At 58.5% G+C, this 25,346-nt stretch carries 28 protein-coding genes; 12 read left to right on the forward strand and 16 right to left on the reverse strand.

Going from position 1 to position 25,346, the window contains the following annotated elements; genetic code table 11:
- Window positions 1-20 precede the first annotated feature (20 nt).
- The 3 genes from ACR0AL_RS12985 (at window position 21) to ACR0AL_RS12995 (ending at window position 1,292) form a co-directional block, all read left to right on the forward strand.
- Window positions 21-236, forward strand: a complete 216-nt coding sequence (locus ACR0AL_RS12985; protein WP_037316655.1) for a putative signal transducing protein — start codon at window positions 21-23, stop codon at window positions 234-236.
- Window positions 233-1,006 carry a tRNA1(Val) (adenine(37)-N6)-methyltransferase gene (locus ACR0AL_RS12990; RefSeq protein WP_480663315.1) on the forward strand — a complete coding sequence of 258 codons (774 nt, stop codon included), beginning with the start codon at window positions 233-235 and terminating at the stop codon, window positions 1,004-1,006. Before ACR0AL_RS12985 ends, ACR0AL_RS12990 begins: the two co-directional genes overlap by 4 nt.
- A 121-nt stretch (window positions 1,007-1,127) precedes the next feature.
- On the forward strand, window positions 1,128-1,292 hold the full coding sequence (locus tag ACR0AL_RS12995; RefSeq protein ID WP_170350663.1) for a YdcH family protein: 165 nt from the start codon (window positions 1,128-1,130) through the stop codon (window positions 1,290-1,292).
- Here the strand turns inward: ACR0AL_RS12995 and yddG are convergent.
- The 10 genes from yddG to ACR0AL_RS13045 form a co-directional block, all read right to left on the reverse strand.
- Window positions 1,289-2,155, reverse strand: a complete 867-nt coding sequence (yddG, locus tag ACR0AL_RS13000) for an aromatic amino acid exporter YddG (RefSeq protein ID WP_480663317.1) — start codon at window positions 2,153-2,155, stop codon at window positions 1,289-1,291. The two genes, ACR0AL_RS12995 and yddG, sit on opposite strands and share 4 nt — an antisense overlap.
- 137 nt (window positions 2,156-2,292) lie before the next feature.
- Entirely contained in the window at window positions 2,293-3,015 is a 723-nt protein-coding gene (phbB, locus tag ACR0AL_RS13005; RefSeq protein ID WP_170350661.1) for an acetoacetyl-CoA reductase, read from the reverse strand.
- A 187-nt stretch (window positions 3,016-3,202) separates the two neighbouring features.
- Window positions 3,203-4,378, reverse strand: a complete 1,176-nt coding sequence (locus ACR0AL_RS13010) for an acetyl-CoA C-acetyltransferase (protein ID WP_170350658.1) — start codon at window positions 4,376-4,378, stop codon at window positions 3,203-3,205.
- A 183-nt stretch (window positions 4,379-4,561) separates the two neighbouring features.
- Complete coding sequence (locus ACR0AL_RS13015; RefSeq protein ID WP_480663319.1) at window positions 4,562-5,395, reverse strand: EAL domain-containing protein; 834 nt, start codon at window positions 5,393-5,395, stop codon at window positions 4,562-4,564.
- Between the two features lie 92 nt (window positions 5,396-5,487).
- The gene (locus tag ACR0AL_RS13020) at window positions 5,488-5,676 is read right to left on the reverse strand and encodes a hypothetical protein (RefSeq protein WP_480663321.1); all 189 of its coding nucleotides are present in this window, start codon (window positions 5,674-5,676) and stop codon (window positions 5,488-5,490) included.
- A 92-nt stretch (window positions 5,677-5,768) separates the two neighbouring features.
- Window positions 5,769-6,740 carry a sterol desaturase family protein gene (locus ACR0AL_RS13025; protein WP_170350654.1) on the reverse strand — a complete coding sequence of 324 codons (972 nt, stop codon included), beginning with the start codon at window positions 6,738-6,740 and terminating at the stop codon, window positions 5,769-5,771.
- Window positions 6,737-7,123, reverse strand: coding sequence for a hypothetical protein (locus ACR0AL_RS13030; protein ID WP_170350652.1), 387 nt, complete (start codon window positions 7,121-7,123; stop codon window positions 6,737-6,739). Before ACR0AL_RS13030 ends, ACR0AL_RS13025 begins: the two co-directional genes overlap by 4 nt.
- Window positions 7,124-7,183: 60 nt before the next feature.
- Window positions 7,184-7,513 (reverse strand): hypothetical protein, encoded by a 330-nt coding sequence (locus ACR0AL_RS13035; protein WP_170350651.1) that lies wholly within the window; start codon window positions 7,511-7,513, stop codon window positions 7,184-7,186.
- An 89-nt stretch (window positions 7,514-7,602) separates the two neighbouring features.
- A complete protein-coding gene (locus ACR0AL_RS13040) occupies window positions 7,603-7,965 on the reverse strand; it encodes a hypothetical protein (RefSeq protein ID WP_170350649.1) in 363 nt (120 codons plus the stop codon).
- Between the two features lie 65 nt (window positions 7,966-8,030).
- Complete coding sequence (locus ACR0AL_RS13045) at window positions 8,031-8,597, reverse strand: TlpA disulfide reductase family protein (RefSeq protein ID WP_170361358.1); 567 nt, start codon at window positions 8,595-8,597, stop codon at window positions 8,031-8,033.
- A 21-nt stretch (window positions 8,598-8,618) separates the two neighbouring features.
- On the opposite strand from ACR0AL_RS13045, the gene argH reads away from it, so the two are divergent.
- The 5 genes from argH (at window position 8,619) to ACR0AL_RS13070 (ending at window position 14,335) form a co-directional block, all read left to right on the forward strand.
- A complete protein-coding gene (gene argH, locus ACR0AL_RS13050; protein ID WP_170361360.1) occupies window positions 8,619-10,007 on the forward strand; it encodes an argininosuccinate lyase in 1,389 nt (462 codons plus the stop codon).
- Window positions 10,004-10,189, forward strand: a complete 186-nt coding sequence (locus ACR0AL_RS13055; protein WP_413247489.1) for an argininosuccinate lyase — start codon at window positions 10,004-10,006, stop codon at window positions 10,187-10,189. Before argH ends, ACR0AL_RS13055 begins: the two co-directional genes overlap by 4 nt.
- A gap of 91 nt (window positions 10,190-10,280) precedes the next feature.
- Window positions 10,281-10,430 carry a hypothetical protein gene (locus tag ACR0AL_RS13060; RefSeq protein WP_170350645.1) on the forward strand — a complete coding sequence of 50 codons (150 nt, stop codon included), beginning with the start codon at window positions 10,281-10,283 and terminating at the stop codon, window positions 10,428-10,430.
- Window positions 10,431-10,495: 65 nt separating this feature from the next.
- Window positions 10,496-11,761 (forward strand): diaminopimelate decarboxylase, encoded by a 1,266-nt coding sequence (gene lysA, locus ACR0AL_RS13065; RefSeq protein ID WP_480663324.1) that lies wholly within the window; start codon window positions 10,496-10,498, stop codon window positions 11,759-11,761.
- A 36-nt stretch (window positions 11,762-11,797) separates the two neighbouring features.
- On the forward strand, window positions 11,798-14,335 hold the full coding sequence (locus ACR0AL_RS13070) for a TIGR02302 family protein (RefSeq protein ID WP_319003521.1): 2,538 nt from the start codon (window positions 11,798-11,800) through the stop codon (window positions 14,333-14,335).
- Between the two features lie 18 nt (window positions 14,336-14,353).
- Here ACR0AL_RS13070 and ACR0AL_RS13075 read toward each other — a convergent pair whose 3' ends face one another.
- Complete coding sequence (locus ACR0AL_RS13075) at window positions 14,354-15,154, reverse strand: zinc-ribbon domain-containing protein (RefSeq protein ID WP_480648137.1); 801 nt, start codon at window positions 15,152-15,154, stop codon at window positions 14,354-14,356.
- A gap of 183 nt (window positions 15,155-15,337) precedes the next feature.
- On the opposite strand from ACR0AL_RS13075, the gene ACR0AL_RS13080 reads away from it, so the two are divergent.
- The 4 genes from ACR0AL_RS13080 to ACR0AL_RS13095 are packed head-to-tail and all read left to right on the forward strand — an operon-like array spanning window position 15,338 to window position 18,246.
- Entirely contained in the window at window positions 15,338-16,015 is a 678-nt protein-coding gene (locus ACR0AL_RS13080) for a cell division ATP-binding protein FtsE (RefSeq protein ID WP_480648139.1), read from the forward strand.
- Window positions 16,012-16,911, forward strand: coding sequence for a cell division protein FtsX (locus ACR0AL_RS13085; protein WP_170361370.1), 900 nt, complete (start codon window positions 16,012-16,014; stop codon window positions 16,909-16,911). Before ACR0AL_RS13080 ends, ACR0AL_RS13085 begins: the two co-directional genes overlap by 4 nt.
- Window positions 16,911-17,651 (forward strand): lysophospholipid acyltransferase family protein, encoded by a 741-nt coding sequence (locus ACR0AL_RS13090; protein WP_170350640.1) that lies wholly within the window; start codon window positions 16,911-16,913, stop codon window positions 17,649-17,651. The genes ACR0AL_RS13085 and ACR0AL_RS13090 overlap by 1 nt, the downstream gene beginning before the upstream one ends.
- Window positions 17,638-18,246 (forward strand): pyridoxamine 5'-phosphate oxidase family protein, encoded by a 609-nt coding sequence (locus ACR0AL_RS13095; protein WP_170350639.1) that lies wholly within the window; start codon window positions 17,638-17,640, stop codon window positions 18,244-18,246. Before ACR0AL_RS13090 ends, ACR0AL_RS13095 begins: the two co-directional genes overlap by 14 nt.
- A gap of 149 nt (window positions 18,247-18,395) precedes the next feature.
- Here the strand turns inward: ACR0AL_RS13095 and lpdA are convergent, their stop codons facing one another.
- The 5 genes from lpdA to ACR0AL_RS13120 form a co-directional block, all read right to left on the reverse strand.
- Complete coding sequence (gene lpdA, locus ACR0AL_RS13100) at window positions 18,396-19,784, reverse strand: dihydrolipoyl dehydrogenase (RefSeq protein WP_480648140.1); 1,389 nt, start codon at window positions 19,782-19,784, stop codon at window positions 18,396-18,398.
- Window positions 19,785-19,857: 73 nt separating this feature from the next.
- On the reverse strand, window positions 19,858-20,127 hold the full coding sequence (locus ACR0AL_RS13105) for a hypothetical protein (protein ID WP_170350636.1): 270 nt from the start codon (window positions 20,125-20,127) through the stop codon (window positions 19,858-19,860).
- 2 nt (window positions 20,128-20,129) lie between these two features.
- Window positions 20,130-21,635 (reverse strand): 2-oxoglutarate dehydrogenase complex dihydrolipoyllysine-residue succinyltransferase, encoded by a 1,506-nt coding sequence (gene odhB, locus ACR0AL_RS13110; protein WP_170350635.1) that lies wholly within the window; start codon window positions 21,633-21,635, stop codon window positions 20,130-20,132.
- A gap of 3 nt (window positions 21,636-21,638) precedes the next feature.
- Complete coding sequence (locus ACR0AL_RS13115) at window positions 21,639-24,596, reverse strand: 2-oxoglutarate dehydrogenase E1 component (protein ID WP_170350633.1); 2,958 nt, start codon at window positions 24,594-24,596, stop codon at window positions 21,639-21,641.
- A 39-nt stretch (window positions 24,597-24,635) separates the two neighbouring features.
- On the reverse strand, window positions 24,636-25,340 hold the full coding sequence (locus ACR0AL_RS13120) for a sulfotransferase family 2 domain-containing protein (RefSeq protein WP_480663326.1): 705 nt from the start codon (window positions 25,338-25,340) through the stop codon (window positions 24,636-24,638).
- Window positions 25,341-25,346: the final 6 nt, after the last annotated feature.

Below are 25,346 nucleotides of genomic sequence, written 5' to 3' on the forward strand. Positions count from 1 at the left end.
TTGCCCTTACATCCATCCCTATGAAAGAACTTTTGCGCAGCACCGATCCGACGATCCTGGCCTTTGCTTCGGCCCTTCTTGAGGGTGAGGATATAGACTGCTTTCAGATGGACGTAAATATGAGCATCCTCGAAGGCGGCATCGGAATCTTCCCCCGTCGTCTGATGGTGCGGGCTGATGACCTGACGCGGGCTGAACGGGTGATGCGCGATAATGAGATTCCGCTGGGTCGATGAGCCATTTTCCGGATAATGATCTGACCTGTAACGATTTTTTGAACGGCCGTGTGCGCCTGTGGCAACCGCGTTCGGGATATCGTGCGGGCGTGGACCCGGTCTTGCTGGCTGCCTCGGTTCCGGCGACACGTGGTCACACCGTGCTGGAACTGGGCTGCGGGGCAGGCGCCGCGATCCTGTGCCTTCTGGCGCGTGTGCCGGGATTGCAAGGGGTCGGGGTGGAATTGCAGGCCAGCTATGCTGCGCTGGCCCGTCGCAACGCCGTCGAGAACGTCGCATCGTTCGAGGTGGTCGAGGCCGATCTTGCCGCCCTGCCTGCCGATCTGAAACAGCGCCAGTTTGACCATGTCATCGCCAACCCGCCCTATTACCGCGCCGGAGCGCACAGTGCCGCTGCGGATGACGGACGGGCAATCGCGCTGGGTGAGGGCACACCACTGGGTGTTTGGTTCGACACTGCGGCCAAACGTCTCGCACCGCGCGGCTATTTGCACATGATCCAAAAGGCCGACCGTTTGCCAGATATGCTTGCGGGCTGCACGGGGCGCCTGGGCTCAGTCGAGGTGTTGCCTTTGGCGGCACGCGCGGGTCGGGCTGCCGAATTAGTGATTTTACGCGCCAAAAAGGGCGGAAAGGTCGCGTTTCGGTTGCATGCGCCGTTGATTTTGCATGCAGGCGCGCGCCACGAAAAAGACGGTGAAAGCTACACACCGCAGGTTTCGGCGGTGCTGCGCGATGCGGCCGCCCTGCCGGGGTTGTCCGGCCAATAGGCAGTAACCAGCCGAATTTGTCGGATTTATTACAGAATCTGTGCGTATGCAGCGTGACAGGGTGGAAACGATGTGATCAACTTCTTACGTGAAACTCAGACACCAACAGAGGAGTATCGCCATGAGCGTGAGCGCACACCTGACCGAACTGAAGAAAAAGCACGAAACACTCGGTCTTGAAGTTGAACAAGCCCAACGCTCGCCTGGCATCGACGATCTCCATATTGCACAACTCAAAAAGCAGAAGCTTAAGCTAAAAGAAGAGATCGAGCGCCTGTCAGCCTAGCGACGCAAGCTCGCCCGCGCGGCAATGGCCGCGCCACCAGTGATCAACACGGCCGCGATCGCCAGACCCCAGGACGGGGCGGCGATCCCGGCCCCAACCAAAGCCAGCGTAGACAACAGCGGTGCCGCGTAAGAGGCAGTACCGAGGATTTGTATGTCACCCTGCTTTACCCCGATATCCCACACATAAAACGCTAGACCCACCGGCCCCAGACCCAGTGCCACGACCGAAGCCCAGCCAAAGGCGTTGTCGGGCCAGATGGTTTCTTCAACGGCAAGATGCAGCGCGCCCGAGGCAATCGCCGCCGCGATGCAGAACACGGCGACCGAACTGGTCGGAGTGTCCCCCAAACGGCGCGACAGGACCGAATATCCCGACCATGTCAGCGCGCACAGCAGCGCCAGCCCATACCCCGGTAGATGAGCGGTCTGAACCCCTGCGCTACCGCCTCCTGCGATGATGATCGCAGCTCCGGCAAAGCCCAGACAGGCCCCAAACAGATGACCGATACGCAGATGCTCGCCCGGCAATAGCCCGGAAAACAGCACGATCAGCAGGGGCCAGAGATAGGCGATCAACCCAGCCTCAGCTGCTGGAGCCATGCGCAGGGCCGAAAAATACAAGGCGTGATAGCCGAACAGGCCCGCTGCACCGAACAGATACGTTGTCCAGGGCACCGCCCGTAACTTGGGCAAACCGCCGTTGGTCCATGTCCAGATCAGGCCCAGCGTGCCGCCGATAGAAAAACAGATGGCGTTCAGCAAAAGCGGTGGGGTTGGGGTCGAGCCGACTGTGAACAGCGCCAGTAAAGACCACAGCAGCACAGCCACAAACCCAATCGCTGTTGCCTGAGTTTTTGTCATAGGGCCGTGACCTTTTTCACCGATCTGCTTTGAAAGGATACAGCCACCGGGAAGACGTGCAATTCTTTAACTGTTGTTTTCAGAACGAAAAAGGCCGATCCAAAAGGACCGGCCTGAATTGTTCGTGGGTCTGCAGATCAGACGAAGAATTGCGCACCGTTGGCCGAAATTGTCGAGCCATTGATGAACTGAGAATCGTCCGACGCCAGGAACGCCACGCAGCGCGCGATTTCCTCGGGCTCGCCCAGTCGACCAGCCGGGATTTGACCGATGATGGATTCACGAACCTTCTCGGGAACCGCCATCACCATCTCGGTTGCGATGTAGCCGGGGCAGATGGCGTTCGCGGTGATACCAGCACGGGCCCCTTCTTGCGCGAGGGATTTCACAATACCGAGATCACCCGCTTTGGTCGCGGCATAGTTCACCTGCGCGAACTGGCCTTTCTGACCATTGATCGAACTGATGACGATCACACGGCCAAACTTGCGCTCGCGCATGCCGGACCATACCGGGTGGACGGTGTTGAAAACGCCGGTCAGGTTGGTGTCGATCACCTGATGCCACTGCTCAGGGGTCATTTTGTGGAACGGGGCATCGCGGGTGATGCCTGCATTGGCGACCACGATGTCGATTGGGCCAACTTCGGCTTCGACCTTTTCAATGCCCGCTTTTGATTCATCATAGTCGGCCACGTTCCACTTGTAGGTGGCGATGCCGGTTTCCTCGGTGAATTTTGCGGCGGCTTCGTCATTGCCGGCATAGGTGGCTGCAACATTGTAGCCTTCGGCCTTGAGCGCCTTGGAAATTGATGCGCCGATGCCGCGGGAACCGCCGGTGACGAGTGCTGTACGTGCCATTGAGGAATCCTCCAATTAAGTCTGACTTGGTAATTCTGTTACTCTGAGAGAGATTGCTGCGCAATATCGTTTCGTCTTCGTTTTGATCTTTCTGTTCGGCGATATTGTCGCATCTAAGGGATAGGGCCGGAATGTAACAAAAAAGGGCGCCCAGTAGACGCCCTTTTCCATTTAGTTGTCAAAGCACTTAGTCGCGCTCCACACACAGGGCGACACCCATGCCGCCGCCGATGCAAAGGGTCGCCAGACCCTTTTTCGCGTCGCGGCGCTTCATTTCGAACAGCAGGGTGTTCAGAACGCGGCAGCCCGATGCGCCGATCGGGTGACCGATGGCGATTGCGCCACCGTTGACGTTCACGATGGATGGGTCCCAACCCATGTCCTTGTTCACGGCACAAGCCTGCGCAGCAAAGGCTTCGTTGGCTTCAACCAGATCCAGGTCGTCAACCGACCAGCCCGCTTTTTCCAGCGCTTTGCGCGAGGCATAGATCGGACCAACGCCCATGATCGCCGGGTCCAGACCTGCCGTAGCGTAAGAGGCGATGCGGGCCAGAGGCTCGATCCCGCGCTTTTCGGCGTTTTCGGCTGACATCAGCAGGGTGGCGGCGGCACCGTCGTTCAGGCCCGAGGCATTGGCTGCGGTGACCGAGCCATCCTTGGTGAAGGCCGGGCGCAGCTTGCCCATGGCTTCCATGGTTGCGCCGTGGCGGATGTATTCATCCTTGTCCATAACGATGTCGCCCTTGCGGGTCTTGATGGTGAAGGGCGTGATTTCGTCGGCGAATTTACCAGCCTTTTGCGCCGCTTCGGCCTTGTTCTGCGAGGCAACGGCGAATTCGTCCTGCATGTCACGGCTGATCTGCCATTTTTCAGCAACGTTTTCAGCGGTTTGACCCATGTGATAGCCGTTGAAGGCATCCCACAGACCATCGCGGATCATCGTGTCGATATATTTCATGTCGCCCATCTTGTGACCGGCGCGCAGCGCGGCGGCATGGGGCGAAAGGGTCATATTTTCCTGACCACCGGCGGCCACGATTTCGGCATCGCCCAGCTGGATGTGCTGTGCGCCCAACGCAACCGCGCGCAGACCCGAGCCACACACCTGGTTGATGCCCCAAGCCGCGCTTTCTTGCGGCAGACCGGCATTGATATGGGCCTGACGCGCCGGGTTCTGGCCCTGTGCAGCCGTCAGTACCTGACCCATGATGGTTTCGCTGACTTCACCCTTGTCAACTCCGGCACGTTCTACAACTGCTTCGAGTACGGCAGTGCCCAGATCATGTGCGGGTGTGTTTGCAAACGAGCCGCCAAAACTGCCGACACCGGTACGGGCTGCAGATGCGATTACTACGTTAGTCATATAGACAATCCTTTACCATCAAGGTCCAGTGGGAACCGTGATGACGCAGATCGCAGAGGTCCGGCCTCTAAGATCCAGAGCGCCTCATGATCCCCCGCTCCAACTGCTCATGGAATAGCGTAACGCTGCAATTGCAGCAACGGTCAGCTTGTCTCAGGTAAATTGGAATTGGATTCTAAATCTTTAACTACCGGTTTTCTTAAGTTTTTTGTCTTTCCAAGGACCCGACACAGTGGGTGCGCCGAACAAAAACCCCTGCAAGCAATCCACGCCATTGGCCACAAGGAATTCGGCATCGCCCCTAGTTTCGACCGATTCGGCGGTTACTAGAATTTCAAATTCCCGGGCCACAGCGACCAGTGCCCGGACCAACGCTTGATTGTCCGGGTTTTCGGAAACTCCGCGGACGAACTGACCGTCGATCTTGGCGGCATCAAACAAAAACTCGCGAAAGTGGCGGAAACTGAAATTGCTGGCACCGAAATCGTCCAGCGCAAACGCAACGCCGCGCGGTTGCAGCCGGTCCATGAAATCGATCACCAACTCGGGCACAGTCATGGCCGAACTTTCCGAAATTTCCAGGATCAACCGTTCGCCCAAATTGGCGTCTTTCTTGAGAAACCGATCTAACACCCGAGAATACCGCGCATAGCCGATAGAACGTGCGGACATGTTGATGGACAGGCGGATTTCGGGGTTATTGATCAGTGTCCTCAACCCCATTTCCAATGCGACACAATCCAGATCTCGCCCGATCGGGGTGTTTTCCAATTGCGGCATGAAATCCCGTGCAGGAATAACCCGCCCGGTTTCGTCCAGCACCCGAATGAACCCTTCGTAGAACGCTACACCGAATGGTTGATGCGCCTGCATGACCGGCTGAAAGGCCAGTTTGCATTGTTTGTGCTTTACCGCCTCGGTCGCCATCTGAACCGAGGATTCGTCGCGGGATGCGACGGCCGCGTTCAGAGGGCTTTCGGCACCCTCGGGCACATCTGCCTGTTTCCTGTCCCGCATGTCCTTGCCAAGCCCCTTAACGTCAACGGTCAGGGCCTTATTTCAAGGCAAAGGTATGAATCTGCGGTTAAGACGAGCGAATTTGCCAAGTGTCAGCGCGCGGATTCCCAAACCCGTCCAAGTACAGCGGCGGCGCCGACCACGGCTCCCATGAAGCCCAGTGCAAGCATGGCAAAGCCCAATGCAACGATGGTTGAGGGGCCACCCGACAGTGCCGTCAACATGGCCAAAGCCAGACCGATCAAACCAAGTGTGGTCGATACTGTCATCAAACGGGTCATGGCGGTCTCCGGTTACTGGCTACGGGTCACATCCGCTGAATATGGAATGTGAAATCCCGTTTTCAAGAAAACAGAGAGTCGAACAGGCGGGTTTAAGCCTGTTTTGCCTGTGGATTGGGCGTCTGGGCCTCAAGTTGTTCAAAACCGGGCGTTCCGCGATCTTCGGGATGGCGCGCCAGATGCCGGGCTTTGATCTGTTCCGAGCTTTCGCGGCTGCCATCATGGCTGTAACCCGGTGGAGCAAAGCAATAGGCCAGCCGCTCGCGCAGCGTCAGCCCCGGCTGGGTTGCGTCGCGCCAGATACTGACCCATTCGTGAAAGGCCACGCGCAGCGGGTTGAACGTGCCGATATTGTGGACCAGCCCGTAATCGACGCGGTCGTCCTTTTGTTCGGGCACAAACGTGCCAAACAGTTTGTCCCAGATGATGAAAACCCCGGCATAGTTGCAATCCAGATAACGCGCGTTCCGTCCATGATGGGCGCGGTGGTGGCTAGGGGTGTTCATCACCGCCTCGAACCAGCGGGGCATCTTTCCAATCGCCTCGGTGTGAATCCAGAACTGATAGATCAGGTTCAAACCGCCGCAGAACAGCACCATCGCCGGGTGGAAGCCCAGCAGGATCAGCGGCGCACGTACCACCATCATGAAGGTAAACGTATAGGTCCATGTCTGCCGCAGCGCCGTGGTCAGATTGTAGTGTTGAGAACTGTGGTGGTTCACGTGACTGGCCCAGACCCAGCGGATGCGGTGACCGAACCGATGCACCCAGTAATAGCGTAAATCATCCAGCACAAAGCACAGGATGATCACCGGAATCGAGGTGCCTAGGTTCAGCGGCGTGATCTGCCACAGCCACATGAAAAAGCCATATGCGATGAACCCAAGCAGCAACCCCGAGGCGATATTTCCCGCCCCCATGATCAGCGAGGTGACGGCATCGCGCGTCTCATACCGTCCGCCCCTGCCTTTGAAAGCGATCCACAGGAACTCGGCCAGAATGGCGGCGATGAAGAACGGCACCGCCCATTGCACGGCGTCGGGAAAGCTCACTTGGTCGGTCATGCGGGGTCCATCAGGTTTTGCCAGTGGGGGCGTTCGAAATCGTCAAGGCGGATCAGGGCTTTGGGCGTGCCGAAGTCATGAAATTGAATTTCGAAACCCTCGGGGTGGTCGATCCAGTCGAAATCCAGAAGGTGGCGCGCCACCGTATCGGCACCAAAGGACCACAACAGCCCATTGCCGGTCTCGGTTCGGATCAGGGCGGACCGCTTGTCATGTGCGATTGTTATATCAATAATTACGTCGTCCGGCGCATGGCGCAGCCATTCCGAACGCGCGGTCTGGGGGGTCAGTTCGCGCACGCGTGACCGCCCTGACAGGTGCAGCAGAACGGTGATGCCGACGATGCCTCCGACCACCAGAACCAGAAGTATTTCAAGCGGCATTCTTTCCTCCCGCCCGACAGATTGCAGAGCGGCAATGACGCTGTCAAAGGTAGCGTTGCGTCAGCCAGCTTCGAACGTGTCCAGGACTTCGTGCTGCACCACGCGTTCGACAAAGGGCACCAGCCCATCAGGCCCCGAGGCCCTGTCTTTCAGGTGTATGCAGATGTCTGGCCTGCGTGCTGCGATGATGCCGACCATCTCACCGCGGATCTTGTCATCCAAGCCCGCGCCCATGACCGCACAGACGATCCGGGGCTCGGCATCCAGTTGCCGCCGGACCTCATCCTGATCATGCGCGCCCAGCCATTGGATAGGCATGTGATCCAGACGCCGCGCCACGTCGCCGATTACATTCGGCAAGCGACCGATCAACAGAACCACTGGTTTCATTGTCGCCTCCTTTTCACTGGTAGCAATTAGAAAATCCGGCCCAAAAAGACCATTTCTATTCTAGCACATATGAATGCAGTGTTTTCTGCCTAGTCGGAAATGGTCATAGGCACGGCCTTACCTTTTCCCTTCTTACGCGTAAAAACTACTTGGTCTCCGTCGATTGCGACTTTCTGACAATCCACAGGAAGTTGCGTGGTCCCGATAAAGAGATTTCGGCAGTAGTACCTTTTGTTCCAGACCCAGGCACCTTTGATTTTACCTTTTTGGGCGGTATCCCCGTAAATCGTGCCGTCTGCCGCGACGATGAACCAGTACCTATTGCGCACAAGTTTCTTGCCGATGACAGCATCCATGAATTGCTGCTTCTTTTTGATGTCTTTGGCGTCTGCGGCAGCCGCCGAAATGCACAGGACACTGGCTGCCGCGGCCAAGATGGCAATAGAATTCACAGCTATTCCCCCCAAACTAATAGTTGGGAGAATAACACGATTCGCAATTTTCTTATGTGTTTTGCTTAGCTTTCAGCGCCGACAAGCGTCGCGATAATCGCCTTGGCACTTTCTGAATTCCATTCCGCATCGCCGATCAGCCGGGCAATTTCCTGACCCTCAGGATCCAGAATAACGGTGATTGGCAACGCAACAACGCCAAACTCGCGCGCGGCGGCTGAACCGGGGTCCTGATGGCGCGGCAGGTTATTAATGCCGTTTTCCTCGAAGAACTTCTTGATCCCGGCGGGTGAGTTGCGCCCGGTGGCAAGTGTAAGAACCTCAAACTTGTCACCGCCGAACTCTTCTTGCAGCTCGGCAATCTGCGGCATCTCTTTGCGGCAAGGCGCACACCACGTGGCCCAGAAGTTCACCAGAACATACTTGCCGGCATAGTCCTCAAGCGTTCCAACTCCGCCCTCATCTTCCAGCTGGAATTCGATTGTTTTTGCGGGCTTGGGTTCTTTGTGCAGGATCAGGCGTTTCAGTGTTCCATCACGCAGGGGGCCAAGCGTTTCGGCATCTGTCGCCAAAGCGGCGTTTGCACCCAGCGCAAGGGCCATATAAAGGGGGATCAGACGAAATAGGCGCATATCAACTCCGGGTTTTCTTACATGACCGATCAATCTTCGAACCAGATGTGGGGCGGCCGCTTTGCCGCCGGTCCAGACGCGATCATGGAGGCAATCAATGCCTCGATCGGGTTCGATCAGCGGATGGCAGCCCAGGACATCGCAGGCTCGCGCGCCCATGCCGCCATGTTGGCTGCCACAGGCGTAATAACTGATAGTGATGCGCAGGCAATTCGGGAAGGGCTGCTCACCGTTTTGTCAGAAATTCAGAACGGGGAATTTCAGTTCTCGACCGCGCTGGAAGACATCCACATGAATGTCGAAGCGCGTCTGAAAGAGGTTATTGGCGAGCCTGCAGGTCGTTTGCACACGGGCCGCAGCCGGAATGACCAGGTTGCGACCGATTTCAAACTGTGGGTGCGTGATCAACTGGACGCGGCAGAGAGCGGCCTGCTGGCCCTGATCCGCGCGCTTTTGGCGCAGGCCGAGGCCGGGGCCGATTGGGTCATGCCAGGCTTTACCCATCTGCAAACCGCACAGCCGGTGACGTGGGGCCACCACATGATGGCCTATGTCGAGATGTTTGGCCGTGACCTGAGCCGCGTCCGCGATGCGCGAGCCCGGATGAACGAATCCCCCTTGGGGGCGGCGGCTTTGGCTGGGACGTCTTTTCCCATCGACCGCCAGATGACGGCCGAGGCGCTGGGCTTTGACCGGCCTGCCGCCAACTCGCTGGACGCAGTCAGCGACCGCGATTTCGCGCTTGAGTTCCTGTCGACCGCCTCGATCTGCGCCATGCACCTGTCGCGCTTTGCTGAAGAGCTGGTGATCTGGTCTTCGGCCCAGTTCCGATTTGTCACCCTGTCTGATCGGTTTTCGACTGGTTCGTCGATCATGCCGCAGAAGAAGAACCCGGATGCTGCAGAGTTAATCCGCGCCAAAGTGGGCCGCATTTACGGTGCAAATACCGCATTGATGATGGTGATGAAAGGCCTGCCGCTGGCCTATTCCAAGGACATGCAGGAAGACAAGGAGCAGGTCTTTGATGCCGCCGACAATTGGATGCTGGCACTGGCTGCGATGGAAGGTATGGTTAAGGACATGACTGCCAACCGCGAGAGCCTTGCGGCGGCAGCGGGCTCGGGGTTCTCGACCGCTACCGACCTTGCCGATTGGCTGGTTCGTGTATTGGGCCTGCCGTTCCGCGACGCCCACCATGTGACCGGATCGCTGGTGGCCATGGCCGAAAGCAAAGGCTGCGACTTGCCTGACCTGACGCTGGAGGACATGCAATCGGTCCACGCAGATATCACCGGTGACGTCTATTCTGTCCTTACCGTCCAAAATTCGGTAAACTCGCGCCAGTCTTATGGCGGCACTGCACCGGATCAGGTGCGGGCCCAGATCAAGCGATGGAAGGCGTTGGTATGATGCAAATTCTCCGTGTTGTCCTGCTGATTGCGGCTGGGTTTGCCCTGGCCGCCTGTGGCGCAGATGGCGAGCCGATCCAACCCACGATGAGCGCCAATGTAGGCGTCGGAAGCAGCGGCACCTATGTTGGTGGTGGTGTTGGCTTTCGGCGCGGTGGATTGGGTGTTTTTCTTGGGGTTTAATCCTCTGAGGTAATTGCATTTTGCCCACGCGGCGCCCATGTTCGCACGTATGATCGGCCTGGTGCCGAATTTCCTGAGCTAAGATGACATCATGAAGATTTTCGGCCTGATCCTGACTATTGCCGTACTTGCGGCCTGCGAGCCTTCGCACAACTCCCGTCCCGAGCCCGAGGCGAATTCCGGCAGCTCTGGTGTTTCGATTTCGGGCTATGGTCGGGTTGGCGTTTCTGTCACCAACTGACCGAATACCGCCGGATGTGCGGAATCCATTGATCCGCCGGGCGGTTTTGGTCTAAGCGCGCTGTCATGGATCACTTTCTCTACCGCGACGGCGCGCTTTACGCCGAGGATGTCCCAATCTCCGAAATCGCTGCCGCGGTCGGGACCCCGTTTTACGTCTATTCCACCGCGACTTTACTGCGCCATTTCCAGTTGTTCGATGACGCGCTGGAAGGGACCGAGCATCTTGTCTGCTATGCGATGAAAGCCGCCAGCAATCAGGCGATTCTGAAAACGCTGGCGCAGGCGGGCGCGGGGATGGATGTGGTCTCGGGCGGGGAATACCTGCGCGCCAAGGCGGCGGGTGTGCCAGGCGAAAAAATCGTGTTCTCAGGCGTTGGCAAAACTGTGGATGAGATCCGCACCGCGCTGATCGGGGGCATCCGTCAGTTCAACGTCGAATCCGAGCCCGAGATGGAAGTGATTAACGCTGTAGCACTGGAATTGGGTGTGGTTGCGCCGATCACTGTGCGGGTTAACCCGGATGTTGATGCCAAAACCCACGCCAAGATCGCTACAGGAAAGTCCGAGAACAAGTTCGGTATTCCCATCGCCCGCGCGTCAGAGGTCTATGCCCACGCCGCGTCCCTGCCCGGGCTTGAGGTGATTGGCATCGACGTCCATATCGGCTCGCAACTGACCGAGCTGGAGCCGTTCGAGCTGGCCTATACCAAAGTCGCAGAGTTGACTGAGCAGCTGCGTGCCGAAGGTCACAATATCCGCCGTCTCGATCTGGGCGGAGGTTTGGGCATTCCCTATACCCGTGCCAATGACGCACCACCGCTGCCCGTAGAATACGGTGCGTTGATCAAGAAAACGCTGGGCCATCTGGATTGCGAGATCGAGATCGAACCTGGTCGTCTGATCGCGGGCAATGCCGGTTTGATGATCAGCAAGGTGATCTATGTGAAATCCGGTGAGGGGCGCGATTTTCTGATCCTCGACGGGGCCATGAACGACCTGATCCGCCCCGCCATGTACGAGGCGCATCACGATATCGTTGCCGTGCAGGAACCGGCGCCGGGCGTTGAACAACAGCCCTATGATATTGTCGGTCCGGTCTGTGAGACCGGTGATACCTTCGCCAAACAACGCAACATGCCACCGCTGGCGCCGGGTGATCTGGTGGCCTTTCGCAGCGCCGGAGCCTATGGGGCGGTGATGGCCAGCGAATATAACACGCGCCCCCTGATCCCTGAGGTTCTGGTACATGGGGATCAATTTGCAGTTATTCGTGAACGGCCAAGCTTTGACGAAATCATAAACCGCGATACCATACCTGAGTGGCTTTGACACGATGACCGTGCGGGCCCGCTCAGGAGGCCTGCCTTGAACGCAAGACATAACCTGCCGATTCCAAGACTTTCCCTGTGGCTGACGCACGCAGGGATGCTGGCCGAGCAGGTTTTGCGCGCATTCTGGCCATTTTTCTCGATTTTCATGGCGATTCTGGCTGCGTTGATGCTGGGGTTGCAGGATCACGTCCGGGTCGAGGTGGTCTGGGCAGTGGGTGTTGTCGCAGTGATTGGCCTGCTGGTGGCGCTGGTCTGGGGTATCAGGCGATTCCATTTGCCCAGACGGGCCGAAGCGCTGATGCGGGTGGATGCGTCACTGCCGGGGCGTCCGATTCAGGCGCTTATGGACGATCAGGCCATTGGGGCGATGGATGCCGATTCAGTCGCGCTGTGGCGGGCGCATCAGACACGTATGGCGCAACGGGCGGCGCAGGCTGAGCCGGTCAAACCAGATTTGCGGCTGGCTGATCGCGATCCTTATGCGTTGCGTTACTCTGCCTTGCTGGCGCTGGTGATTGCGGTTTTGTTCGGATCATTCTGGCGCATTGGTTCAGTGGCCGAGATGACGCCGGGCGCGGCCACGGCTGGGCAGGGGCCCAGCTGGGAAGGCTGGGTGGAGCCGCCACGCTATACCGGCTTGCCGACGCTTTACTTGGCGGATCAATCAGACCCGACACTATCTGTTCCGCAAGGTAGCCGCATCACCCTACGTTTTTATGGCGAAGTCGGCGACCATAGCTTGACCGAGACAACATCGCCCCTGGGCGCCGAAGACGCATCTGAGGTGGAACAGGATTTTATTGCCACCCGTTCAGGCCAGTTGACGATTGATGGTCCGGCAGGGCGGAACTGGGCCGTAAACATCATTGCGGATACGTCGCCGAAGATTGCGATCGCCGACGAAGCCGAGACCGAGGCTGGTGGACGCATGAAACTGCCGTTCACTGCTGTGGACGATTATGGCGTGGTCTCTGGATCAGCCGTGATCGCGCTGGATCTGGCTGAGGTCAGCCGGAGCTATGGTCTGGCCGCTGTACCTGAACCGCGCGAAGTGATCACCGTGGAACTTCCGATGCCGATTACCGGCGACCGGATCGATTTTACCGAAGACCTGATCGAGGATTTCTCGCAGCACCCTTGGGCGCATTTGCCGGTCAAGATTACATTGACGGCACGGGATGCGGCCGATCAGGAAGGCCACTCTGATCCGTATCAGACCACATTGCCTGCGCGGCGTTTCTTTGATCCACTGGCCGCTGCAGTGATCGAACAGCGGCGTGATTTGCTGTGGGCCAGGGACAACGCGCCCCGGGTGTCTCAGATTTTGCGCGCGATCTCGCATCTGCCCGAAGGGTTCTTTCGATCCGACACCGCGTATCTGCGTCTTCGTGTGACCCTGCGGCGATTGGAAATGTTCGATGACTACGGGCTGACACTGGAACAACAGGAAGAGATCGCCCAGGCCCTGTGGGATCTGGCGATCATCATCGAAGACGGTACGCTGGCCGATGCGCTGGAACGGATGCGCCGGGCACAGGAACGCCTGACCGAGGCGATGAAGAACGGCGCCTCCGATGAGGAAATCGCTGAGCTGATGCAAGAGCTGCGCGAGGCAACGCAGGATTACATGCGCCAACTGCAGCGTCTGGCACAGGAAAACGGTGAGTTTGACGAAAACCAACAAGGCGAGAATGGCGAATCCCTGCAGATGACGCAGGACGATCTGCAGCGGATGATGGACCGTATTCAGGAACTGATGGAACAGGGCCGCATGGCTGAGGCTCAGCAGGCGCTGGAAGAGTTCCAGCGGATGATGGAAAACATGCGTGTCACTCAGGGCCAGGGGCAGGGCCAGCAATCCGAAGGCCAGCAGGCGATGGAAGGGTTGGCCGAAACCCTGCGCGAACAGCAAGGCCTCAGCGATCAGGCTTTTCGCGATCTGCAGGAACAGTTCAACCCTGGCGCGCAGGCTGGTGAAAGCCAGGGCAACGAAGGCCGCAATGGCGGTCAGGGTCGGGGGCAAAGCCACGAAGGTCAGGGTGGTCGCGGCGCAGATCAACAGGGCGACGGCCAGCAGGGGCAAGGATCGCTGGCTGATCGCCAACAGGCTTTGCGCGATGAATTGGGTCGTCAGCAACAGAATCTACCCGGTGCGGGCACGCCCGAGGGCGATGCCGCGCGCGATGCGCTGGGCCGCGCAGGGCGGGCTATGGACGAGGCCGAAAATGCGCTGCGCAATGATGATCTGGCTGATGCAATCGACAACCAGTCCGAGGCGATGGAAGCCCTGCGCGAAGGCATGCGGTCACTGGGTGAAGCCTTGGCCCAGAACCAGCAGAACCAACCGGGTCAGGGATCGCAAGAAGGTGATATGCAGGCCAACAGCCGTGATCCGCTGGGCCGCAACCCGGGTTCAAATGGATCGATCTCAACCGATGACAGCCTGTTGCAGGGCGAGGATGTCTATCGTCGCGCCCGCGAATTGCTGGACGAAATCCGTCGCCGCACCGGTGAATCGGATCGTCCTCAGATCGAGTTGGAATACCTCAAGCGGCTGTTAGAGCGGTTCTAGGTCCGTCTTTCAATCAGGTCAGTTCTGTGCTGTCCCCGAAGTCTGTGCTTCGAGCCACAGACGTGCCTGATCCACCAGCGACACATATGGGGTCAGGATCGGTTCGGCCTGCGGCACAGCCTCGCTGATTTTTTGGGCGTTGCCATAGACCAGCAACAGAATGATGCCAACAATCAGGATCAATGCAAATCCGCGCACAAATCCGCCAGATTTACGCGGCGCGGGCTCGTCTTCTGCGCCCATGATGTCGTCGCTGCGCAAGCTGGAATTGATCGCTTCGACATCGGGCAGGTCATCTTTCTGGCCCGCGTCTTCTGCGGTTTCCGTGGCCGTCAGTTCCTTGATGGCGTGTTCGGGGTCAGGTTCCGGAGGAGTGTCCAGTGCCAAATCGGGCTGAGTTTCTATGCTGCCGCCTTCCTGGGCACGCAGCTCAGCCTCTCGGGCGGCTTCCTCTTGCAGGATGCCGGCAACAGCGGGGTCGATATTTCCGGTTGTTTCGGGTTTTTCCGGCTCGGGGGCTGCTTCAGGTTCTGGTGCGGGTGTTGTTTCGGGTTCCGTCGCAGGTTCAGATCTAGGCTCAGCCTGCGGTTCCGCGGCAAACGCTTCATCCACCGGTGTGGGGGTCGGGTCTGTCGCGGCTTCCTCGGCTGCAGGCTCTTCTGAAATGGGCGTGACCGCTGCGGGCGCGGGTTGGTCCGGGTATTTGGCCTGGAACCAGGTGTTCTCGCAATTTGAACACTGAACGTCGCGGCCCTCTTCCGGGATGACTTCGTCTGGCACCTCATATTGGGCACCGCAATTCGGACACGTAAGACGCATGCTGCCTCCTGGTCGGGACCTCGACCTGATAATAGTTTTTTTAGGGATGTTATTCCGTTAAGACCTGACCGCAAAGGGTGTTTTCGGTTTGGCAGCATAAATGTCACCAATTCGCCCCGGTGCAGGCATTGAAACCACAACCACGCTCGGGCAAGAAGAGCAGCAATTAGAACGGGGGCCCCTGTGATCGAGCTGGAAAATGTCAGCTACACCTATGGTGGAGGTGAATTGCTGAGCAACGTGTCCCTGCGACTGCAGCCGGGTTCGTTCCACTTTCTGACCGGCCCTTCGGGCGCGGGCAAGACCACTTTGCTTAAACTGTGCTACGGCGCATTGCTGCCCACGTCCGGACGGTTGAGCGCGTTTGAACAGGACGTGGCCCAGTTGGATCGCGATCAGATGGCTCTGCTGCGCCGCCGGGTTGGCGTTGTGCATCAGGATTGCCGGTTTCTGGATCATATGACGGTGGCCGAAAATGTCTCGCTGCCGCTGATGGTGTCGGGGCGTTCGGAATCTGCGTTGCGGGATGATCTGACTGAATTGCTGAACTGGGTGGGTCTTGGCACCCGGCTGGGCGCGCTTCCGCCCGAACTGTCGGGTGGTGAACGTCAGCGCGCCGCGCTGGCCCGGGCGGTGATCCTGTCGCCCGATGTTGTTCTGGCAGATGAGCCCACTGGCAATGTGGACTGGGAGATGTCGCAACGCTTGCTGCGCCTGTTGGTCGAGCTGAACAAGATGGGCAAAACCGTGCTGATCGCCACCCATGATCTGAGCCTGATCCGAGCTGCCAAAAGCCAGGTGCAGGCACGCGTGCTGCGTATTTCGCAACGGCAGGTCCAACTTGCGGGGGCAGACCTATGAGCAAGGGGATGATCCGAAACTTGCTGAAACGGGATGCGCGGGCCGATCGGGTGGTGCCCCCCACCGGTTACACCGCGCATCTGACCTTGTTCGTATCGGGCGCGATGGCTTTTCTGACCGTGTTTGCGCTGGCCCTGTCGCTGGCGTCCGGGCGATTGGCCGACCGTTGGGCAACCGAACTGGCCGGGGCGGCCACCTTGCGGATCAATGCCCCCGCCGACCAGCTGGCCGCCCAGACCGAGGCTGCGTTGACCGTGCTGGCCCAAACACCCGGCGTCGCATCGGCCCGGGCGCTGACGACCGAGGAGCAGGCCGCGCTGTTGTCGCCATGGTTTGGTTCTGACCTGCCGCTGGACACATTGCCCGTTCCGCAACTGATCGAGATCATCGAAGGCGATCCGGGTCTGGATGCAACCGGACTGCGGTTGCGGTTGGGGGCCGAGGTGCCGGGCGCTGTGCTGGACGACCACACCCGCTGGCGCGAACCTCTGGTCGATGCGGCCATGTCACTGCGCCGGCTCGGTTGGGTCTCGATCCTGCTGATCGGTGGCGCGACCGCAGCCATGATTACGCTTGCGGCTAATGCCTCGCTTGCGGCCAACGCGCAGATCATTGAGGTGCTGCGTCTGGTTGGTGCCAGGGATCGCTTTATCGCCCGCGCCTTTGTCCGGCGCTTTACCTACCGGGCATTCTTTGGCGCGGTTGTCGGGGTATTGCTGGGTATGACCGGGGTGCTTTTGCTGCCCGAAGCCTCGGACGAGGGCGGGTTTTTGACCGGTCTGGGCTTTCAGGGGGCAGGCTGGTTGCTGCCTGCACTGATCCCTGTATTGGGCGCAACTGTTGCCTTCCTGGCCACGTGGACCGCCGCCAGCCGCAAATTGAAGGAGCTTTCGTGATGGCCACAGCGTTTCAATGGGTACGCTCTTTGATCTTCATGATCGTGATCTATGTCTGGATGCTGATCCTGGGCATCGTGTTTGCCCCCTTTGCCCTGTTCAACAAGCGTGGTGCGTTGCGGGCGTGTAAGACCTATGCCCGCACAACCCTGTGGCTGGCGCGCTGGATGGTTGGCATTCGATCCGAAGTACGCGGCACAGTGCCGGTGGACGAGGTGGTGATTGGCGCCAAGCACCAGTCCTTTCTCGACATCATCATAATTTTCGACGCCATCCCCCACGGCAAATTCATAATGAAGAAAGAGCTGCTGTGGACCCCTGTCATTGGCATGTATGCGCGGCGTCTCGGCTGTATCCCAGTCGATCGCGGTAAAAAAGGCGCGGCCGTTGCCAAGATGGTCAAAGACGTCGCCAAAGAATTCACTGAGCCCGGTCAATTGGTGATCTACCCGCAGGGCACACGCGTTGCGCCAGGGGTGCAGAAACCTTACAAAGTGGGCACAGCGGTTCTGTATGAGGGGTTGGGATTTCCCTGTGTCCCGGTGGCGACAAATGCCGGAGTTTTCTGGCCGCGCACAGGTGTTCTGCGCAAACCGGGTTTGGCGATTGTGGACTTTCTTGATCCGATCGAGCCGGGGGTTGCGCGCAATTCGTTTCTTGGTCGATTGGAAGACGTGATTGAGACGCGATCCAATGCATTGATGAAAGAAGTGGGGTTTGATCCGGATGGAGTTCATTAAGGACATCAAATCGCTCGAAGAGATCTACAACAGACCGCCCGGCGCGGCCTCTTTTCGAAAAGTGGTACACAGCCTGACACCACTTTATCGCAAATGGATCATGAGCTCGCGGCTTTGTATCCTCAGTACCGTGGGTCCCGAAGGTGTGGATGGCAGCCCCCGCGGAGATGATGGCCCGGCGGTGTTAGAGCTTAATCCAAATACGCTGGCCCTTCCGGACTGGCGCGGCAATAATCGATTGGATTCACTGCGCAATATTGTGCGTGATCCGCGTGTGGCCTTGATGTTTATGGTATCGGGCTCCAACAACGTGGTGCGTGTAAATGGAACGGCCCGACTGACTGCGGATGCAGACCTGCGCGCCCGGTTTGAGAAACACGGCAAACAGCCAGCCACGGTCATCGTTATCGAAATCACCGAGATCTACACGCAATGCGCCCGTGCCTTGATGCGCGCTGAAATTTGGACCTCGGGTGACAGTTCCGTCGAGTTGCCCAGTATTGGTGAGATTTTGGCCGAGGCAAGTCAGGGTGAGGAGGGCGGTGAACGCTACGATTCAGAATGGGGCGCACGCGCTGCAAAAACGATGTGGTAAATGGGGGCTCTGCCCCCGCTGCGGTAAGCCGCAACTCCTCCGAGGTATTTAATGGCCAGATGAACGAGGAATCCGCCTTTTCATCTTGCCAAAAATATCTCGGAGCGCGAGGCGAGAGCCTCGCTAACTCCGGTTGAGTCAGTGCTGTCCTACGAGTGGATCGGACCGTCACCACAAGCCAGCGCAGCCTCGCGCACAGCTTCCGAATAGGTCGGGTGGGCGTGGCAGGTCAGGGCCAGGTCTTCGGCTGAGGCGCCAAATTCCATAGCCACGCAGACCTCGTGGATCAGATCGCCCGCTGCCGGGCCGATGATGTGCGCGCCCAGAATGCGGTCCGTGTCCTTGTCGGCCAGAATTTTGACAAAGCCATCGGCGGCAAAGTTCGCCTTGGCGCGACCGTTGCCCATGAACATGAATTTGCCGACCTTGTATGAACGACCTTGTTCCTTGAGCGTTGCTTCTGTTTCACCAACATTGGCGACCTCGGGCCATGTGTAGATCACGCCGGGGATAACACCGTAATTTACATGTCCATGTTTACCCGCGACCTGTTCAGCAGCGGCCATGCCCTCATCCTCGGCCTTGTGGGCCAGCATCGGGCCTTCGGTCACGTCGCCGATGGCGTAGACTCCCGGTACGTTTGTCTGCCAGTCGCTGCCAACTTTGATCTGACCGCGCGGTGTCATTTCGACCCCCAGAGCCTCCAGTCCCAACCCGTCAGAGAACGGCTTGCGCCCGGTGGCGACCAACACGGTATCCGCGTCGATCACATGCTCGCTGTCGTCTTTCAGAAGTTTATAGGTGACCTTGGCCTTGGTTTTGGTCGCTTCGGTCTTTTGCACCGCTGCGCCCATCACAAACTTCAAGCCCTGTTTCTTGAGAATGCGCTGGAAAGTCTTCTGAACCTCGGGGTCCATGCCCGGTGTGATTTCCTTGAGGAACTCAATCACCGTCACTTCGGCCCCCAATCGCTGATAAACCGAGCCAAGTTCCAACCCGATCACACCGGCACCAATCACGACCATCTTCTTGGGAATCTTGCCAAGTGACAGCGCACCAGTCGAGGTCACGACAACCTTTTCGTCAACGTCTACACCAGGCAGCGAGGACGGTTCAGACCCCGAGGCGATGATAATGTTCTTGGCCGAGTGAACCTCATCCCCCACCTTGACCTGACCAGCAGCAGGGATCGAGCCCCAACCTTTCAGCCAGTCGATCTTGTTCTTTTTGAACAGGAACTCGATGCCTTTGGTGTTGCCCTCAATGGTTTCTTCCTTGTAGGCCTGCATCTGTTTCCAGTCGACTGAGGGGCTTTTGCCCTTGAGACCCATTTTGGCAAAGTTATGCTCGGCCTCATGCAATTGATGTGAAGCGTGCAGCAGCGCCTTTGACGGGATACAACCCACGTTCAGACAGGTGCCTCCCAGCGTTTCACGCCCTTCGACAACGGCGGTTTTCAGGCCCAGCTGGGCGCAGCGGATAGCGCAGACATAGCCGCCTGGGCCGGCGCCGATTACGATGACGTCATAGTTTGCCATTATACTCTCCTAAGTCGACCGGATGGGCCGGTGGCTGCATGATCCAGCGTAGCCGGATCCTGCTGTGCTTTCTTCAAACCGGGTCCAGCAGCTTGATCGTGATATGTGCAATGCCGCCCCGCTCGTGGTGCATCGCCAATTCCTCAGATCCGAAAAAGGCCCGTGCTTTGTCCAAGTTCGTCACTTCGAACATGGCGATGGCGTGGTCGCTCTGATCTGGGTCCCGCCAGACGTGCAGGTCGCGGATACCCGCAGCCTTGCGCATTGGCGTATCCTCACGAAACACTTTCAGCCAGGCATCGAAATCGGCCACATCGGCCTGCCACAATACATGCGTTGCCATAATTACAGATCCATCAGCAGGCGGCGCGGATCTTCCAGCGCCTCTTTTACACGAACAAGGAAGGTCACGGCGCCTTTGCCGTCAACGATCCGGTGGTCATAGGACAGGGCCAGATACATCATCGGACGGATCACGACCTGACCGTTGATTGCCATCGGACGGTCCTGAATCTTGTGCATGCCCAGGATACCCGATTGCGGCGGGTTCAAGATCGGCGAGGACATTAGCGAGCCATAGACACCGCCATTCGAGATGGTGAAGGTGCCGCCCTGCATCTCCTCCATTGACAGCTTGCCATCACGGGCGCGCTTGCCTTTTTCGGCGATGGCTTTTTCGATCTGGGCAAAGGACATCGAATCCGCGTCGCGGATAACCGGAACCACAAGACCGGTCGGTGTTCCGGCGGCAACGCCCATATGGACAAAGTTCTTGTAAACGATGTCGGTGCCGTCGATTTCCGCATTCACCTCGGGCACTTCTTTCAGCGCGTGGCAGCAGGCCTTGGTGAAGAAAGACATAAAGCCCAGACGCACGCCGTGCTTCTTTTCGAACTGGTCTTTGTACTGGTTACGCAGGGCCATCACCTCGGTCATGTCCACCTCGTTATAAGTGGTCAGCATGGCGGCGGTGTTCTGACTGTCTTTCAGACGCTTGGCGATGGTCTGGCGCAGGCGGGTCATCTTGACCCGTTCCTCGCGCGCGGCATCACCTGCTGCGACCGGTGCGCGCGGTGCAGGTGCAGGCGCTGGGGCCGGAGCAGGGGCTGCGGGGGCAGCTGCGGCGCGGGCCACGTCCTCTTTCATGATGCGGCCATCGCGGCCAGTACCTGTAACCTGATCGGCGGACAAACCAGCCTCGGCCATCGCTTTCTCAGCCGAGGGTGCATTGGCCACGTCTTTAGCAGCGGTGGCTGCTGCAGGCGCTGCTGCGGCGGCTGGGGCTGCGGCCGGGGCGGCTCCAGCACCCGAACCCGAAATCACGGCCAGCTTGGCCGAGGCGTCCACGGTGGTGCCTTCGGGCGCTACGATTTCCGCCAGAACACCAGCAGCCGGTGCCGGAACCTCAACCGAGACCTTATCGGTTTCCAATTCGCACAGCATTTCGTCTTGCGCCACGGCATCGCCAACCTGTTTGAACCAGGTCGAAACGGTAGCCTCGGTCACGGATTCACCCAAAGTGGGCACCATCACATCGACGCTGCCACCACGAGCGGCCGCTGCAGGCGCGGCAGCAGGGGCCGGGGCAGCGGCGGGTGCCGGTGCAGCACCTTCGCCTGCGGTGATGGTGGCCAGCAATGCGTCAACGCCTACGGTTTCACCTTCGGCAGCGACGATTTCGCCCATCACACCGGCAGCGGGGGCTGGAACCTCGACCGTTACCTTGTCGGTTTCAAGCTCACAGAGCATCTCATCCACGGCCACAGCGTCACCAGGTTTCTTGAACCAGGTGGCAACCGTAGCTTCGGTGACGGATTCGCCTAGCGTAGGTACACGAACTTCAATGGTCATCGTTTACTTTCCTTCGAGGCTCAGCGCTTCGTTCACAAGCGCCTCTTGTTGAGCTTTGTGTTGGCTGGCCAGACCCGTCGCGGGCGAAGCCGAGGTTGCGCGGCCGACATAAATCGGCCTTGTGTGTTTGGCGCCGATGCGGGTCAGCACCCATTCGATATTGGGTTCGATAAAGGTCCAGGCGCCCTGGTTCTTGGGTTCTTCCTGACACCAGACCATCTCGGCCCCTTTGAAACGCTCAAGCTCATTGATCAGCGAGTGGGCGGGGAAGGGGTAGAACTGCTCGATCCGCATCAGATAGACGTCGTCGATCCCGCGGGCGTCGCGTTCTTCCAGCAGGTCATAGTAGACCTTGCCCGAACACATCACGACCCGCTTGATCTTGTCATCCTTGACCAGCTTGGTGTCCGAATTGCCGTGTTGTGCATCATCCCACAGCACCCGGTGGAAGCTTGAGCCTGTCGTGAATTCGTCGGCAGTGCTGACCGCCAGCTTGTGGCGCAGCAGCGATTTCGGCGTCACCAGGATCAGCGGTTTGCGGAAGGTGCGGTGCAACTGACGGCGCAGGATGTGGAAGTAGTTCGCAGGCGTCGTACAATTCGCCACGATCCAGTTATCCTGGCCGCACATCTGCAGGAACCGCTCAAGCCGTGCGGACGAGTGTTCGGGCCCTTGCCCTTCAAACCCGTGCGGCAGCAGGCAGACCAGACCGGACATGCGCAGCCATTTGCTTTCGCCCGAGCTGATGAACTGATCGAACATGATCTGCGCACCGTTGGCAAAGTCTCCGAACTGCGCTTCCCACAGGGTTAGTGCGTTCGGTTCGGCCAATGAAAACCCGTATTCGAAACCCAGTACAGCGTATTCGCTGAGCATCGAGTCGATCACTTCGTATTTCGACTGGCCTGCTCGGATGTTGTTCAGCGGGTAGTACCGCTCTTCGCTTTCCTGATGCACAAAGCCCGAGTGACGTTGACTAAAGGTGCCGCGTGTTGCGTCCTGACCGGACAGGCGCACCGGGAACCCTTCGGTCAGCAACGAGCCAAAGGCCAGCGCCTCGCCCGTGGCCCAGTCAAAGCCCTTGCCGCTGTCGAACATGTTCTTCTTGTGATCCAGCAACCGCCCGACGGTCTTGTGCAGGGCAACGTCGGCGGGTGCATGCGTCAGGGCCTTGCCGATCTCGACCAGAGTGTCCGGCGTGATCGCGGTTTCGCCGCGGACATATTCTTCTTTGTTCTTGTCCAGATGCGACCAGCGCCCGTCCAGCCAGTCTGCCTTGTTCGGTTTATAGTCTTTGCCCGCGTCGAACTCATCGTTCAGATGGGCCTGAAAGGCGGCTTTCATATCCTCGATCTCACCCTCGGGGATCAGGCCGTCCTTGACCAAGCGCTCGGTATACAGAGACAGCGTGGTCTTATGGGTCTTGATCTTCTTGTACATGATCGGATTGGTGAACATGGGCTCGTCGCCCTCGTTGTGACCAAACCGGCGATAGCAGAAGATGTCGATCACGACGTCTTTGTGGAACTTCTGGCGGAACTCGGTTGCGACCTTGGCGGCGTGCACGACGGCCTCGGGGTCGTCACCGTTCACGTGGAAGATTGGTGCTTCGACCATCAGCGCGATATCCGTGGGATATGGGCTGGAGCGTGAGAAGTGCGGAGCGGTGGTGAAACCGATTTGGTTATTGACCACGATGTGCATGGTGCCGCCGGTCTTGTGCCCGCGCAGACCCGACAAGCCAAAGCCTTCGGCCACAACACCCTGACCGGCAAATGCCGCGTCGCCATGCAGCAGGATGCCCATCACTGTCGTGCGGTCATCGTCTTTCAACTGGTCTTGCTTGGCGCGGACCTTGCCCAGCACCACCGGGTTCACCGCCTCAAGGTGCGATGGGTTCGCGGTCAGTGACAGGTGGACCGAGTTGCCATCAAACTCACGGTCGCTGGAGGCGCCGAGGTGATATTTCACGTCGCCCGAACCATCCACGTCTTCGGGCTTGAAGCTGCCCCCCTGGAATTCGTTGAAGATCGCGCGATAGGGCTTGCGCATCACGTTGGCCAGAATGTTCAGGCGGCCCCGGTGCGGCATGCCGATCACGATGTCCCGAACGCCCAGGGCGCCACCGCGTTTGATGATCTGCTCCATCGCCGGGATCAGGGCCTCGCCGCCGTCCAGACCAAAGCGCTTGGTGCCCATGTATTTGACGTGCAGGAATTTCTCAAAACCTTCGGCCTCGACCATCTTGTTCAGGATCGCCTTGCGGCCCTCCTTGGTGAAGGCGATTTCCTTGCCATAGCCTTCGATCCGTTCCTTCAGCCACGCGGCCTGTTCGGGATCAGAGATATGCATGTATTGCAGCGCGAAGGTGCCGCAATAGGTGCGTTTCACGATCTCAACGATCTGGCGCATGCTTGCCATCTGCAGGCCAAGCACGTTGTCGATAAAGATCGGACGGTCCATGTCGGCCTCGGTGAAGCCATAGGTTTTGGGGTCCAGCTCGGGGTGTGTACTGGCCGTGCGCATGCCCAGCGGGTCCAGATTGGCGGCCAGATGGCCCCGGATACGGTAGGCCCGGATCAGCATCAGCGCCCGCAGGCTGTCCAGCACCGCGCGCTTGATCTGATCGTCGCTGACGGCAACGCCCTTGTCCGCAGCCTTTTCCTTGATCTTTTGGCCCGCTGCCTTGGCGTCGATCTCGGCCCATTCGCCGGTTAGCGCGCCGGTTAGGTCATCGGCTGGCATCGGCGGCCAGTCGGTGCGCGCCCAGGATGGCCCCTCGGCCTCACGCTGCACGTCCGGCGTAGCGTCACCCATGGCCTTGAAGAACTCGGCCCAGGCGGCATCCACCGCGCCGGGATTCTTGGTGTACTGGGCATAAAGCTGTTCCAGATACTCGGCATTGTGCCCCTGCATAAAGCTAGAGGCGTGAAATGCGGAATTGGGCGTATGTTCGGTCATGTGCGAACCTCGAATGGGCTGGCGGTTTCGGTTTTGGTCTCAGTGCTGCGGGCTGTCGGGGTAGCCCAGCTTGTCAAACACCCAGGCCATGTTTCGTCGGACAGTATCGATCGTTTCGGTGTCATAATACTCTGGCACAGGTATTCCTTTTCGTCGTTCCTTCATCGATTTGTCATGCCCCAGGTTAAAACTGTTTTCCGGCAGGCCAAAATCAGCGAAAATACCGTTCAGGTCGGCAACCAGATGTTCCTTTCGAATAAAGCGATCCACGATCAAAATGTTGTCGATCGAGACAATCTTCCAATCGATGGACCAGGTTCCCGACAAGATGAACGATTTGAACTGCTCAAATTCCGTTTTCGGATCTTCCGAGGGCAGGTTCTGCTGGTATTTCATGAAATGAAACTGAGACACCGCTCGGTCAAAAGGATCGCGGACATTTGCGATTTTGGTGTATTCGTCGAATGGTTCGGCCCCAAGGTTCTCTTTGACTTCCCAGGCCGGCATGTGGTTGCGCCATGGGTATTTGTGCTTGCGCCAGAACTGCCAATCCGGATGCGGTTCAAGCCGCCCAGGCCCCCGTGCCCCGACGATCCCGTATTTTGAGATCCTGACCTTGCCGTTTTCCAGTTCCCCCAGACCCGGCTTTTCGCAAAGCGGCTGAAGGACCTTTTCCGTCGACGTGCCAGCCGTCTTTGTAGTCTTGAGGTAGATGAATTTATGCTTGTGGCACACAAGAACCATTTCAAC

The organism is Ruegeria sp. BB1 (assembly GCF_056539465.1).